This is a genomic window from Streptomyces sp. NPDC050738 (assembly GCF_040654175.1).
Classification (GTDB): Bacteria; Actinomycetota; Actinomycetes; order Streptomycetales; family Streptomycetaceae; genus Streptomyces.
In genome coordinates, this window is sequence record NZ_JBFAHN010000010.1 from 11,478 (window position 1) to 24,961 (window position 13,484).

At 71.7% G+C, this 13,484-nt stretch carries 10 protein-coding genes; 4 read left to right on the forward strand and 6 right to left on the reverse strand.

What is annotated here, in order from left to right:
- From AB0H78_RS24430 to AB0H78_RS24440, 3 genes are all read right to left on the reverse strand, one after another.
- On the reverse strand, positions 1-1,479 hold the full coding sequence (locus tag AB0H78_RS24430) for a DUF5719 family protein (RefSeq protein ID WP_363236680.1): 1,479 nt from the start codon (positions 1,477-1,479) through the stop codon (positions 1-3).
- Positions 1,476-5,180, reverse strand: a complete 3,705-nt coding sequence (locus tag AB0H78_RS24435) for a glycosyltransferase (protein ID WP_363236681.1) — start codon at positions 5,178-5,180, stop codon at positions 1,476-1,478. The genes AB0H78_RS24430 and AB0H78_RS24435 overlap by 4 nt, the downstream gene beginning before the upstream one ends.
- A 208-nt stretch (positions 5,181-5,388) precedes the next feature.
- Positions 5,389-5,652, reverse strand: a complete 264-nt coding sequence (locus tag AB0H78_RS24440; RefSeq protein WP_206966728.1) for a WhiB family transcriptional regulator — start codon at positions 5,650-5,652, stop codon at positions 5,389-5,391.
- Between the two features lie 622 nt (positions 5,653-6,274).
- Here AB0H78_RS24440 and AB0H78_RS24445 point away from each other — a divergent pair.
- From AB0H78_RS24445 to AB0H78_RS24455, 3 genes are read left to right on the forward strand one after another with little or no spacing between them, the layout of a single operon-like run.
- Positions 6,275-6,790, forward strand: coding sequence for a cysteine dioxygenase family protein (locus tag AB0H78_RS24445; RefSeq protein ID WP_363236682.1), 516 nt, complete (start codon positions 6,275-6,277; stop codon positions 6,788-6,790).
- Positions 6,791-6,802: 12 nt separating this feature from the next.
- The gene (gene cofD / locus AB0H78_RS24450; RefSeq protein ID WP_363236683.1) at positions 6,803-7,759 is read left to right on the forward strand and encodes a 2-phospho-L-lactate transferase; all 957 of its coding nucleotides are present in this window, start codon (positions 6,803-6,805) and stop codon (positions 7,757-7,759) included.
- Positions 7,756-9,057 carry a coenzyme F420-0:L-glutamate ligase gene (locus tag AB0H78_RS24455; protein WP_363236684.1) on the forward strand — a complete coding sequence of 434 codons (1,302 nt, stop codon included), beginning with the start codon at positions 7,756-7,758 and terminating at the stop codon, positions 9,055-9,057. Before cofD ends, AB0H78_RS24455 begins: the two co-directional genes overlap by 4 nt.
- A 128-nt stretch (positions 9,058-9,185) precedes the next feature.
- Here the strand turns inward: AB0H78_RS24455 and AB0H78_RS24460 are convergent, their stop codons facing one another.
- The 3 genes from AB0H78_RS24460 to AB0H78_RS24470 form a co-directional block, all read right to left on the reverse strand.
- Positions 9,186-10,076: a DNA-3-methyladenine glycosylase 2 family protein gene (locus AB0H78_RS24460; protein ID WP_363236685.1), complete on the reverse strand. Its 891-nt coding sequence runs from the start codon at positions 10,074-10,076 to the stop codon at positions 9,186-9,188.
- A 31-nt stretch (positions 10,077-10,107) separates the two neighbouring features.
- The gene (locus tag AB0H78_RS24465; RefSeq protein WP_363236686.1) at positions 10,108-11,190 is read right to left on the reverse strand and encodes an NDP-sugar synthase; all 1,083 of its coding nucleotides are present in this window, start codon (positions 11,188-11,190) and stop codon (positions 10,108-10,110) included.
- Positions 11,191-11,271: 81 nt separating this feature from the next.
- Positions 11,272-12,564 carry an N-acetylmuramoyl-L-alanine amidase gene (locus tag AB0H78_RS24470; protein WP_363236687.1) on the reverse strand — a complete coding sequence of 431 codons (1,293 nt, stop codon included), beginning with the start codon at positions 12,562-12,564 and terminating at the stop codon, positions 11,272-11,274.
- A 118-nt stretch (positions 12,565-12,682) separates the two neighbouring features.
- Between AB0H78_RS24470 and AB0H78_RS24475 the strand changes: the two genes are divergently transcribed.
- Positions 12,683-13,435, forward strand: a complete 753-nt coding sequence (locus AB0H78_RS24475; protein ID WP_363236688.1) for a TIGR03089 family protein — start codon at positions 12,683-12,685, stop codon at positions 13,433-13,435.
- The last annotated feature ends 49 nt before the right edge of the window (positions 13,436-13,484 follow it).

Sequence of the window (13,484 nt, forward strand, 5' to 3'; positions counted from 1 at the left end):
TCAGTCGTTCAGCAGCGACAGGTCCTCGTCGGCCGCGGGCACGCGGACCATCCCGCGGTCGTCGGAGAGTGCCTGCACCGTGAACATCGGCACCCCGCCCTGCGGGAGTTCGAGCGTGCGGGCCGCGTAGACCGGTCCGCTGCCCGCCTCGGGCTCGACGGTCAGTGCGTACGCGCCCTTGAGACCCGAGGGGACCTCGGGCTTCACCACGAGCGTCGTACCGGCCTTGACCGTGTACGTCTTGACCACCGGAGCGCCGCCCCCGCTGCCCGCGGAAGCCGTGACCTTCACCTTGCCCGCACCGTCGGGCGCGACCAGTGAGAGCGTCGAGCCCTTGGCCCGGTTGTCGGCCGCCGTGGCCCGCTCGCCCACCGGACCTGCCGCCGGGATGAAGGCGACCTCCTGCTTGCCGCCCGTGCCCCGTACGACCTTGAGCGCGGCCACCACAGGGGTCGAACTCCCGTCGCCCGAGGGGGAGAGCACGAGCGAACCGGCGACGCCGCGCGTGATGTTCTTGAGGTCGACCGCGGCGGTCATCCCCGCCTTCACGTGCAGGGTCTCGAAGCCGGCCGGGGTGATCTTGCCGTCCGCGCCCGCCAGTTGGAGCTTGAGGTCGGCGTCGTCGTTGCCGGGTGCGTACGCCACCAGCTGCACGTCCGTCGCATCGGCGGGGATGCCGGGCAGGACCTGCGTGCGGGCCGCGGCCGCCGAGGAGGGCAGCCAGTCGCTGCCGAGCTTGTCGTCCATGGACTGGACGACGGCGCCCACGCGGCCCGAACGGGTGGAGACATGGACGGTCAGGTCGGGGTCCTTGGCCGCGATCAGCGTCGAGATCAGGACGGGGACGCTGCCGTGCGCGGGGACCGTGATGTCCTCGCCCACGTCGGAGGCGATGCGGCCGCTCTTGCCGTACAGCTCGATGTCGGCGACGGCCGCGCTGTCGTCCGGGTTGGTGAGGTGGACGTAGTCCTGGCGGTCGGCCGCTGTGCTCGCGCCGGGGAACCAGAAGTCGGTGTCCGGGGCGGTGCAGTTGGTGCCGAGCAGGCCGCGTGAGCCGCCGATCGTGACCGTGGTGGTCTGCTGGGCGGTCCAGCCGGGGGCGAGGGTGCCGTCGGCCGAGCCGATCAGGGCCGGGGCGTCGCCGCCCGACGCGGTGGCCGTGGCGGGCTTGCCTGTCTGGGTGAGGGGGGCGACGGGCTTGTCCGCCTTCTTCTTCGCCGTGGCGGACGGCATCAGTTCGGCCTTGCCCGACTTGGCGTCGCCCGCCGCGCCCGCGGGGGTGAAGGACGTGTACGTCGTCGCCGCGAGGTCGGACTGGCTGGGTGCCGGGCAGAGCAGGCTGGTGCGCTCCACGGGCAGCCGCGCCGCCGCCTTCGCCTCGACCGTCGTACCGCTGCCGGGGGCGGCGAGGGTGGCGATGCCGGCGACCGCGGCGAGGGCGGCCACAGCTGCGGCGAGGGAGAGGGTGTTGCGGTTCACTGGTGGCTCCCGTCGGGGCGCTGCTGGTGGGGCTCGTCGTCGGGGTAGGGCGGCTGTTGCTGGTGTTGCTGCTGCTGTTCGGGCGGCAGGGGCTGGTTGTAGCCGTACGGGTCGTACTGGCCGTCCTGCTGCGGGTATTGCTGCTGCTGGTACGGGTCGTAGCCCTCGGTGCCGTACTGGCCGGGGTACTGCTGGTACTGCTGTTCCCCGCCGTAGCCCTGCTGGCCCTGGCCTTCCGGGTACTGCGCATAGTCGGCCGTCGCGTACGTCGGCTGCTGCTGCTGGTCCCACTCCCCGTACGCCTGCTGCTGCGGCACCTCGCTGCCGTACTGCGGCGCGAAGTCGCCCTCCGCGACCGGCTGCTGCTGCTGCTGCGGGAACCCGTCGTCGGCGGGCAGCGCCTCCGCGCCCACCGCGCCCTCCGGGCCTTCGGTGCCTTCGTCCTCCGAAGCCTGGGCCGCCGCCCGCAGCCTGCGCGCCCTGCGGCCCTCGCCGGCCACCGGCTGGGCGGGCACCACGAGGTCCTCCTCGGGAAGGTCGTCGTCGACGTCCCTGCGCCGGCCGGGCAGCGCGAGCACCAACAGCACCAGGGCGAGCAGGCCCTGGGCCCAGATCCATGCGGTGTGGGTGATCGGTGCGTCGTACGTCAGGTCGAGCCTGCCGCCCTCGGCGGGCAGTTGGAATCCCTGCGCCCAGCCGTCGACGGTCGTCTTCGTCAGCGGGCTCCCGTCGAGCGTCGCGCTCCAGCCGGGCGACGCGGCGTCCGCGATCCGCAGGGTGCGGCCGGAGGGGCCCGAGGGAAGCATGGTGTGCGCGTCGACAGGGCCCGAGGCCACCACGACCGGCTCGGTGGTGCCGGAGACGATCGTGGCTCGGGCGACCTGCCGGTCGACCTGCCACAGGGCGCTGCCGTCCAGCTGGCTGAGGCGGCTCAGGCCGGGCGTCGCGTCGAGGGTGCGGCCCATCTCCCTGGGTGCTCCGTCGCGTACGAGGAGATAGCGGATGGCGTAGCCGCTCAGCTGACTCGACTGGTCGGCTCCGGATCCGGCCACCAGGTTGGCGACGATCTTGTCGAGCCGGGGGCTGCTGCCGCCCGCCTCGGCCAGTTCGGCGTCGCCGAGGCGCCCGCCCGAGCCGCGTACCAGCGTGTACGAGACCTTCGCGGCCGATTTCCCGCCGAGGACCAGCGTCCGCGCCTGGTCGCGCGTGCCGCTCTCCTCGGCGACGAAGGCGGGCACCTGCGTGGGATCGCGCCGTTCGGCCGGGCCGTCCGCGCCGCCGGCCATCCACCCGAAGGCGGCGACCAGCGGTCCCAGGACGGCGGCGACGGCGATCAGTCCCGCAACCGGCTGACGCCAGCCGAAGCTCTGCGAGGCGACCCGCTCGCGGGCCCCCTCGGCGCCGATCACCGCGGCGGCCAGGAGGGCGATGCCGTACACGAGCGTGGCGGGACCGGCCCAGCCCGAGCGGTTCACCAGGACTGCGAAGACGAGGCCGATCAGTGCGGCCGCCCAGGCGGTACGGACCGCGAACTGCCGCTCCCCGCGCAGGAGTGCGGCCAGCGCGGCGAGCACCACTCCGGCGAGGACCAGGCCGCCGACCGTCTTCGGGCCGCCGGGGCTGATGCCCAGCAGGTCGACTGCGGAGGCCGAGCCCTTGCCGTAGGCGAGCCCCGCCTCCTCGAAGAGGCGGGACGGGTGGGTGAGCAGCGTCAGCGACCAGGGCGCGAGCACCAGGAGCGGGGTGCCCACGACGGCGAGCAGGCGCAGCCCGTACGCGGTGATCTCGTCACGGTGCAGCGCCAGCACGCCCACGCCGAGCACCACCGCGAGCGGCCACACGACCGGCGTGAACGCCATCGCGAGCGTCAGCAGGAAGGTGTACGCCCAGGTGGCGCGCCAGGAACCGCGCGACCCGCGCAGACCGGCCGCCGAGACGGCGCAGCGCGCGATCAGCGGCAGCAGGATGGCGAGGACGGCCGTGCCCAGGCGCCCGGTCGCGAGCGCGCCGGTGGCGGCGGGCAGGAAGGCGTACGCGACGCTCCCCCAGGCCCGCAGGAGGCGCGATTCGGTGAGCGGGCGGGATGCGAAGTACGCGGTGAGCCCGGCCAGCGGCACCGAGCAGACCAGCAGCAGGGTGAGCGCGAGGCCGGTGTGGCCGAGCAGCACCGTCGACAGCGCGGCGATGATGCCGAGGTAGGGCGGCGCGGTCTGGGTGCCGCCGACTCCGAGCGGGTGCCAGGCGTCCGCGTACCGGCTCCAGAGGTCGGAGACGTCGCTGGGCGCGGGCAGCAGCGCCCCTCCCGCGAGCGCGCCGCCGCCGAGCAGGCCGCGGCAGGCGGCGAGGGAGAAGACCAGGAGTACGGCGAAGAGCACGGGGCCCGGCTTGCGGGCGATCCGCTTGAGCCGCGCGAACTGCTCGACCTCCAGATAGTCACCGTCGTCCCCGCCGGGTCCGGACTCGACCACGCCGTGGCGCGAGCCGCCGGCGTCGGGTTCGGAGTTCCCGCCGAAGTGGCTGGTGACCTGTTCGAAGGTGGCGCGGACGGTGGCACCGCTCGGCGGGAACAGCGGCCGCAGCTCGCTCGCCTCGACGACCGGCCTGCCCCTGCGGCGCCGGGCGCCGAGGATGCGGCCGGGTCGCAGCAGCGTCCCGAGGAGCCCGGTGACCTCGTCGACGGCCTGTCCCGGCACCTTGCCGACCAGATAGGCGACGGTGCGCAGCAGGGTGCCGACGATCAGGCGCAGGGCGACGTACGGAAGTGCCTTGCCGCGCGCGTTGGCGAGCAGCGTGTAGGCGGCGCCCGCCTTGTCGACGTGGTGCGGGCTCGCGACGGAGCGTCCCACGCAGTCGATGGGGCGGCGCTCGCGCGCGGAGGCTTCGGCATGGCGCATCACGGCGTCGGGTGCGATGACGACCTTGTGTCCGGCCGTGTGCGCGCGCCAGCAGAGGTCCACGTCGTCGCGCATGAGCGGCAGCCTGCGGTCGAAGCCGCCCAGTTCGTCCCACACATCGCGGCGGATCAGCATTCCGGCGCTGGAGACCGAGAGCACGGAGCGGACCTGGTCGTGCTGTCCCTGGTCCTGTTCGCGCCGGTCGAGCCCGGTCCAGCGGCGGCCGCTGTTGGCGATGGAGACGCCGACTTCGAGGAGCTGCTTGCGGTCGTACCAGCCGCGGAGCTTGGGGCCGACGATCGCCGCGTACGGATCCGCGTCGGCGACCCGGAGCAGCTCGGCCAGGGCGTCGGGCTCCGGGGCGCAGTCGTCGTGCAGCAGCCAGAGCCACTGCACGGGTTCGCCGTGCGGGAGTTCGGGCAGGTCGTAGGCGTCGTCGCGCCAGGTCCTGCTGACCGGGTCCCAGCCGCTGGGGCGCTTCAAATAGGGCAGTTCCTCGGGGGTGAGGACTCCTGCCGTACGCGATGCCTCCTCGACGGCGGTGCCGAAGCCGGTGCGGCGGGCGAGGTGCAACACCCGCTCCGCGCCGAGCGCTTCGGTGACCAGGGCGGCGGAGTCGTCGGCGCTGCCGGTGTCGGCTGCGACCACGTTCTGTACGGGCCGGTCCTGCCCGAGCAGCCCGGCGAGCGCGTCGGGGAGCCAGCGTGCGCCGTCGTGGGAGACGAGCACGGCGGTGACGACATGCCTGGGGAACTCTGGGGTCGCGGAGCCCTCGTAAGGGGCCGTCGACTGGCTGTGCACGGACATCGAGGTACGGGCCCCTCCGGCCGGGGTCCGGGGGGCGTCCCCCCGGAGGCTGCTGTGCGGATGCGGTGGACGCACGCGCCCCGTGGGGGCGTTGGTGCATCACGCGGACAGCGCCCCACACTAACGGCTGGGAATCACGACGGTCCGCCGCCTGCGGGGATGAAGCAGGGGGCGGACCGTTCGTTACGTACGGGCTTGGGCGATTTGCCTAGACCGCAGCCTTCTTGAGGCGGCGGCGCTCGCGCTCGGAGAGGCCGCCCCAGATGCCGAAGCGTTCATCTTTGGAGAGGGCGTACTCAAGGCATTCGGAGCGGACCTCGCAGGCCAGGCAGACCTTCTTGGCCTCGCGGGTGGAGCCGCCCTTCTCGGGGAAGAACGACTCGGGGTCGGTCTGCGCGCACAATGCGCGCTCCTGCCAGCCGAGTTCTTCTTCCGCGTCGTCGACCAGCAGTTGGTGGAACACCTCGGTCATGTGCGCCCCTCGTCCGTCTTTACGTCCCCGTGATGCTGTCGTTACCGATTTCGGTTGAACGACACGAGTGAAATTACAAGTGCGTGGATCCGGGCCAGTCAAGCCGAGATCTGCTATTGGGTCCCTATTTCACTCTGCGGAACCAAGGCTATGCGGAAAGTGTTCAAATCACCAAAAACCCTGACACTTGCCACTGGCCCATCCCGGCGCCCCTCCCGCAACAGGGAAGGATGCGACGGGGATTGATCTTGTTCCGGTCCGCCGGTCGAAGCGATCGAGATCACAGTCGGATCACGAGTGCGCAACGACGTTTGCCACGGGGGCTGTAGCGCCACATCTCCGCTCTCACGTCCGAACAAACCTTTCTCCGGGCGGAGTAACCGGATGAGGTGAAACATTACCCCCAAATCGGGCATCAAGTTGACAGCTGCGGTCCGACCCGGTGTCCTTGTTTCCATGGCCACCACCACAGCACTCACCGCGACCCACATCCGTGGGTTCCGCAGTGCTGTCCAGGCGCGCTGTTGCTGTTCCAGCTGTTGAGTCCATCTGTGTACTCCAGCCTTGTGGCCTCCCGCCCTGCGACACCCCAGCACTGACTCTGCCGAGGAACCCCCGCGCCATGAACAGCAATGACAGCGACCTCCAGATCGCCGGCGACATCCTTTCCGTACAGCACCTTCTGCAGCCTGCCCGCGAGCACCCGGCCACCGTCGCCGAGTTCGCCGGCCTTGCGCGCTCCATCGCGGCCGACCGCGCGCAGTGGGAGCACCTCGTCGACTACGACGCGACCTCCCGCTGGTACCACCGGCTGCGCACCGGGCCGGGTTACGAGGTCTGGCTGCTGAGCTGGATCCCGGGGCAGGGCAGCGGGCTGCACGACCACGGGGACTCCTCCGGGGTACTGACCGTGCTGGACGGGCGGTTGACCGAGCGGGCCGGGCCCACCGGGGCCATCGCGCGTGAACTGGGCGCCGGGGCGCAGCGCGTCTTCGCGCCCGGTTACGTCCATGAGGTCGTGAACGACTCGTTGGAGCCGGCCATAAGCCTGCACGTCTACTTCCCCGGGCTGACCGACATGCCCATGCACGGTGCGCAGTGCGCCGCCCCGGCCGCCGAGGATGTCGTACCCGCCTGAGATGCTGGGCGCATGCGCATTGTGGTTCTGGCCGGAGGCATCGGTGGTGCCCGATTCCTGCGCGGCCTCAAGCAGGCCGCGCCCGACGCGGACGTCACCGTCATCGGCAACACCGGTGACGACATCCATCTGTTCGGGCTGAAGGTCTGTCCCGACCTCGACACCGTGATGTACACCCTCGGCGGTGGCATCAACGAGGAGCAGGGCTGGGGGCGGACCGACGAGTCCTTCACCGTCAAGAGCGAACTGGCCGCCTATGGGGTGGGACCCGAGTGGTTCGGGCTCGGGGACCGGGACTTCGCCACTCATATCGTGCGGACGCAGATGCTCGGGGCCGGGTATCCGCTGAGTGCGGTCACCGCTGCCTTGTGCGAGCGGTGGCAGCCGGGGGTGCGGCTCATTCCGATGTCCGACGATCGCGTCGAGACGCATGTGGCTGTCGATGTGGACGGTGAGCGGAAGGCTGTTCATTTCCAGGAGTACTGGGTGAAGCTGCGCGCCTCCGTGGACGCGCAGGCCGTGGTCCCCGTGGGTGCCGAGCAGGCGAAGCCTGCGCCCGGGGTCCTGGAGGCCATCGCGGAGGCGGACGTCATTCTCTTCCCGCCGTCCAACCCTGTGGTGAGCGTCGGGACGATCCTGGCCGTGCCGGGGATCCGTGAAGCCATCGCCGAGGCAGGGGTGCCCGTCGTCGGGCTCTCGCCGATCGTCGGGGACGCTCCCGTGCGGGGCATGGCCGACAAGGTGCTGGCCGCGGTGGGCGTCGAGTCGACCGCTGCGGCTGTTGCCACGCACTACGGGTCGGGGCTTCTCGACGGCTGGCTCGTCGACACCGTGGACGCGGGTGCTGTCGCTGAGGTCGAGGCGGCGGGGATCCGGTGCCGTGCCGTACCGCTGATGATGACCGACCTCGAGGCCACCACCGTGATGGCCCGGGAGGCGCTGCGGTTGGCCGAGGAGGTACGGGCGTGAGCGCCTCCCCCGAGTTCCGGGTGTGGGCCGTACCCGGGCTGCCCGAGGTGCGGGGCGGTGACGATCTGGCGAAGCTCATCGCGGGGGCCGCCCCTGAGCTGGTCGATGGCGACGTCGTTCTCGTCACCTCGAAGATCGTGAGCAAGGCCGAGGGGCGCGTTGTCGCCGCCGAGGACCGCGAGGCCGCCATCGATGCGGAGACCGTGCGGGTCGTCGCGCGGCGCGGGGCGCTGCGGATCGTGGAGAACCGTCAGGGGCTCGTGATGGCCGCTGCCGGCGTCGACGCCTCCAACACCCCTGCGGGGACCGTGCTGTTGCTGCCCGAGGACGCGGACGCTTCGGCCCGGGGGATCCGGGACGGGCTGCGCGATGCGCTGGGGGTCGATGTCGGGGTCGTCGTCACCGACACCTTCGGGCGGCCCTGGCGGAACGGGCTCACCGATGTGGCCATCGGGGCTGCGGGGGTGCGGGTGCTCGATGACCTGCGGGGTGGTGTCGATGCGTATGGGAATCCGCTGAGCGCGACCGTTGTGGCTGTCGCGGATGAACTGGCCGCGGCCGGTGATCTCGTGAAGGGCAAGGCCGAGGGGCTGCCTGTCGCCGTCGTGCGGGGGCTTTCCGGTGTGGTGGGGAGCGAGAGCGGTTCCGCACGGGACATGGTGCGGGTCGCCGCCGATGACATGTTCAGGTTGGGGACTTCGGAGGCGGTGCGCGAAGCGGTGACGCTGCGGCGCACCGTTCGGGAGTTCACCGACGAGGTGGTGGACGCGGGGGCTGTACGGCGGGCTGTCGCTGCGGCTGTCACCGCGCCTGCGCCGCATCACACGACGCCCTGGCGGTTCGTGCTGGTCGAGTCAAAGGCGGCTCGGGGGGCGTTGCTCGACGGGATGCGGGACGCCTGGGTCGCGGATCTTCGGGCGGACGGCAAGTCGGAGGAGTCCATTGCCAAGCGGGTGCGGCGCGGGGATGTGCTGCGGCGGGCGCCGTATCTGGTCGTGCCCTGCCTGGTGATGGACGGGGCTCATACGTACGGGGACGCGCGGCGGGATGCTGCCGAGCGGGAGATGTTCGTGGTGGCCATGGGGGCGGGGGTTCAGAACTTCCTTGTGGCTCTGGCCGGGGAACGGTTGGGGTCGGCTTGGGTTTCTTCGACCATGTTCTGCCGGGATGTGGTGCGGGATGTGCTGGGGCTGCCGGCGGGGTGGGATCCGATGGGGGCCGTTGCGGTGGGACATCCTGCGGGGGCCGTGGCTGCGCGAAGGGCGCGCGACGTGGGGGACTTCGTCGAGGTTCGGTAGGCGGGTGGTCGCGCGGGTAGGGGGTGGCCGAGGCGGCTCCGCTGCGCGGCGCTGGTCCCCTGACCCGCCCCTTCCCGAAACTGGGGCTACGCCCCAGACCCCGGGGCCTCGGTGTGCGGGCTTGATCGTCAGAGGCTCGCTATGTTCGCCACCGGCATCTTCGGCGTGCGGCGTGGAGGCGTTCTGCCCGTCAGGAGGATCAGGCGGGCCGCCCTGTGGCGGTGGCCCTCGTACGGGGCCAGGAGCGCCAGCATCTCCTCGTCCGTCGACCTGTGGGCTCCCGTCAGGGCGTAGCCGATGATGTTCGGGAGGTGCAGGTCTCCCACGGTGATCGCGTCCGGGGCGCCCAGTGCGCGCTGAAGTACCTCCGCCGTCGTCCAGGGGCCGATCCCGGGGATCAACTGCAGGCGTGCCGCCGCTTCCTCGGGGCGCATCGTCGACGCCTCCTCCAGGCGCGGGGCCACACGTACCGCCCGCAGGATCGTGGCCGCCCTTTTGTTGTCCACTCCCGCCTTGTGCCACTCCCAGGACGGGATCAGGGACCAGGTGCGGGCCGTCGGCATGACGTGCATTCCGGCGGGGGCCGGGCCTGGGGCCTCTTCGCCGTACTTGCGCACCAGCAGGCGCCAGGCCTTGTACGCCTCGTCCGTCGTCACCTTCTGTTCGAGGATCGAGGGGATCAGCGCCTCCATCACCAGGCCCGTGCGGGTCAGGCGCAGGGCGGGAGCTCTGCGGGCCGCTTCGGCTACGAGGCGATGGTGGGCGACGAAGGTGGAGGGGTCGTCCAACTCGCCCAGGAGTGAAGGGAGTTGGGCCATCATCCAGTCCGCTCCCGGACCCCAGGCCTCCGCGCCCGACGGGGTCACACGGAGCGTGGCCGGGCCCTTGGGCGTGCGCGAGGCGCGCCAGAACGTGCCGTCGCGTCCGATGCGGCACGTCGGGTCCCCCGGGCCGCGTCGCAGCGGGCCGAGGATGAGGGTGAGGTCGGTGGGGCTGCCGACCGGGAAGCGTCCGGACACCCCACCGAGGTTACTGGGGCAGGGCCGCCGGTTACTGGTCGGAGGAGAAGCGGATCGAGGACGGGGGGACGATCGCGTCGCACCAGATGCGTACGCCCTCACGCAGCTCGTTGTCCGCGCCGACCCGTGCACCGTCGCCGATCACCACGCCGGACAGGACCGTACGCGCACCGATGCGTGCGCCCACGCCGACCATCGAGTCCGTGATCACCGCACCGGCCTCGACCACCGCGCCGTCGAGGATCGTGGAGCCCGCGATGCGGGCGCCTTCGGCGATGACCGCGCCTTCGCCCACCACCGTGCCATCCGTCAGTTTGGCGTCGAGGGCGACCGTTGCCGTGGGCAGGACCAGGCGGTCCCCGCAGCGGCCCGGGACCGCCGGGGACGGGGCGCGGCCCTGGACCAGGTCGGCGGAGCCGCGTACGAAAGCCTGCGGGGTGCCCAGGTCCAGCCAGTACGTGGAGTCGACCATCCCCTGGAGGTGGGCGCCGGCGGCGAGGAGGTCGGGGAAGGTCTCGCGCTCGACCGAGACCGGGCGGCCGGTCGGGATCGTGTCGATGACCGAGCGGCGGAAGACGTACGCGCCCGCGTTGATCTGGTCGGTGACGATCTCCTCGGGGGTCTGGGGCTTTTCGAGGAAGGCCGTCACCCGGCCCGTCGCGTCCGTCGGGACCAGGCCGAAGGCGCGCGGGTCCTCGACGCGGGTGAGGTGCAGCGAGACGTCGGCGCCGCTGGTGGTGTGCGTGGCCACCAGCGCCTCGATGTCCAGGCCCGTCAGGATGTCGCCGTTGAAGATCAGCACCGGGTCGTCGGGCGAGGAGTGGAGGCGGGCCGCCACGTTGCGGATCGCGCCGCCCGTGCCGAGGGGCTCCTCCTCGGTCACGTACTCGAGGTGCAGCCCCAGCGACGAGCCGTCGCCGAAGTGCGGCTCGAAGACCTCCGCGAGGTAGGAGGTGGCGAGGACGATGTGGTCGACCCCGGCCGCACGGGCCCGGGCCAGCTGGTGGGTGAGGAACGGGACGCCCGCGGCCGGAACCATCGGCTTGGGGGTGTTGACCGTGAGCGGTCGCAGCCTCGTGCCCTTGCCGCCGACCAGGAGGATCGCTTCAGTCACCGTGTCGTCTCTGCTTCCTGCTGGGACCGGCCAGGTCATCGGCGGTCAGTGTAGGCATAGTGTGAAGAGCTGTACGGGCACTCAGCGGCCCTGGTAGTGGGCCGAGGTGTGACGCGCCTTGCCGAGCTTCTTGTAGAGACGGCCGCCCGGGCATTCGGTCGCGAATCCGTCGCGGTGTCCCGAGATGACGTTCAGAGTGACCTTCCTCCCCTTCTTGTAGAGATTGCCGCCCCCTGAGATCAGAGACGTCTTCCCGGCCGGATTGGCTCCGTAGAGGCCGAGTTTCCAGGCCGTGAGGCGTGCGACGGCGTTCACGGCGGCGGCGGGCGGCGGGGAGTCGGTGAAGGTGCCGAGCACCGCGACACCCATGCTGTTGGTGTTGAAACCGAGAGTGTGCGCGCCCATGACGGGCTTGGCCACACCGCCTGCCCGGCCTTCGTAGATGTTTCCGCACTTGTCGACTGCGAAGTTGTAGCCGATGTCACGCCATCCACTGCTCTTGACGTGGTAGCGGTAAATACTGCGGAGGACTGAGGGGGACTGCGCACAGCTGTAGCCGTTGCCGGACGCGCTGTGGTGCACGAAGGCCGCCTTCACCGACTTCGTATAGGCGAAGTCGCGCTCGCGGAGCTTCTCGTCGGCGCCCCATCCCTTGCGGGTGATGATGCGCGGCCTCGGTCCTACGAACGGACGCGCGACGCCTCCCGAGAGACTCTCGGCCTCGTCCTCCGAGCTCCTCTTGTCGAGGGCCGGGATCTCGGCGGCGCCGAGCGGGGCGAGCTCGGCGTTGACCGCGGAGCTCGCGGCGTCCTCCGCGCTCAGCGCCGTGGCGCGCGGACCCTCGGTGTCCGTACTGGATCCCGAGTCCTCGCCCGGGTCGACCAGTTCGAGGCGCAGGCCCTTGGGCAGCGGTGCCGCGGCCCGTACGCCGGTGTCCGGCTGGACGCGTACCTCGACGCCGTCGCTGTCGCCGACCCACAGGGGGGCGGTGGATCCACGGACCGAGCTCGACTCCTGCTCCTCGGTGCCGAGGTCGGCGGCGTGCTCGTGGTTGTGGGTCTCGACGCGCTGCCAGCCGGACCAGGCGGTGGATCCGGTGGCGCGGGTACGGACCTGGACCGTGCCCTGGAGTTCGGCGGCCGCGTCGTCCCAGACGACGCCGACCAGCGAGAAGGGCTGCACGTCGCGCTCGGGCAGACCCTGCGCGGCGGAGAGGGAGCGGGTGGAGGAGAGCGGATTGAGCGGCAGCGACCGGGTCGAGCCGGGGATGTCCGCGGCCGGTGACCCCGTGGAGGAGGTGGCGGAGGCGGAGAGGGGAACGGCGAGGGCGGCGGCGCACACGACAGCGACCGAGACAGGAAGAAGAGCACGCATGCACAGGATCATGAACATAGTCAGACAAATCTGTCCATAGGGGAACTGACGGTCCGTCGGATGCTCCGCCGCCCCGGCGGCCCGGCCCCCACTCCCCCGCCGCGTACCCTTGGCGCCCATGAACGCCAGCGACCGCACCCCCGCCGACCTGCTGCGATCTGCCCTCGCCGCGGACCCGGCCCGCCCCTTGGTCACCTTCTACGACGACGCCACCGGCGAGCGCGTAGAACTCTCGGTGGCCACCTTCGCCAATTGGGTGTCCAAGACCGCCAATCTGCTGCAGGGCGACCTCGGCGCCGAACCCGGCGACCGGCTCGCGCTGCTGCTGCCCGCGCACTGGCAGAGCGCGGTGTGGCTGCTCGCCTGCGCGTCGGTGGGTGTCGTCGCGGACGTCGGGGGCGACCCGGCGAAAGCGGATCTGGTGGTCAGCGGACCCGACACGCTCCAGGCGGCGGGCGCCTGCCGCGGAGAGCGCGTCGCGCTCGCGCTGCGTCCGCTGGGCGGCCGCTTCCCGCAGCCGCCGGCGGGCTTCGCGGACTACGCCGTCGAGGTGCCGAGCCAGGGCGACCGCTTCGCGCCGTACGCCCCGGTGGACCCGGACGCGCCCGCGCTCTCGGTGGGCGGCGTCGAACTGACGGCGGCCCAGCTGGTGGAGCGGGCTCGTGAGGACGCGGCCTCGCTCGGGCTCACGACCGGGTCCCGGCTGCTCTCGGGACGTCACTACAGCACCTGGGACGGGCTCTCCGCCGGGCTCTTCGCCCCGCTGGCCGCGGGCGCCTCGGTGGTCCTCTGCCGCCATCTCGGCGAACTCGCCGAGGGGGGTCTGGAGAAGCGGACCGAGAGCGAGCGGGTCACCCACACCGCCGCTTAGGCCGCGTCCGTAACCGGCGCCCGTCCACCCGTACGGCCCACCGCGGGCG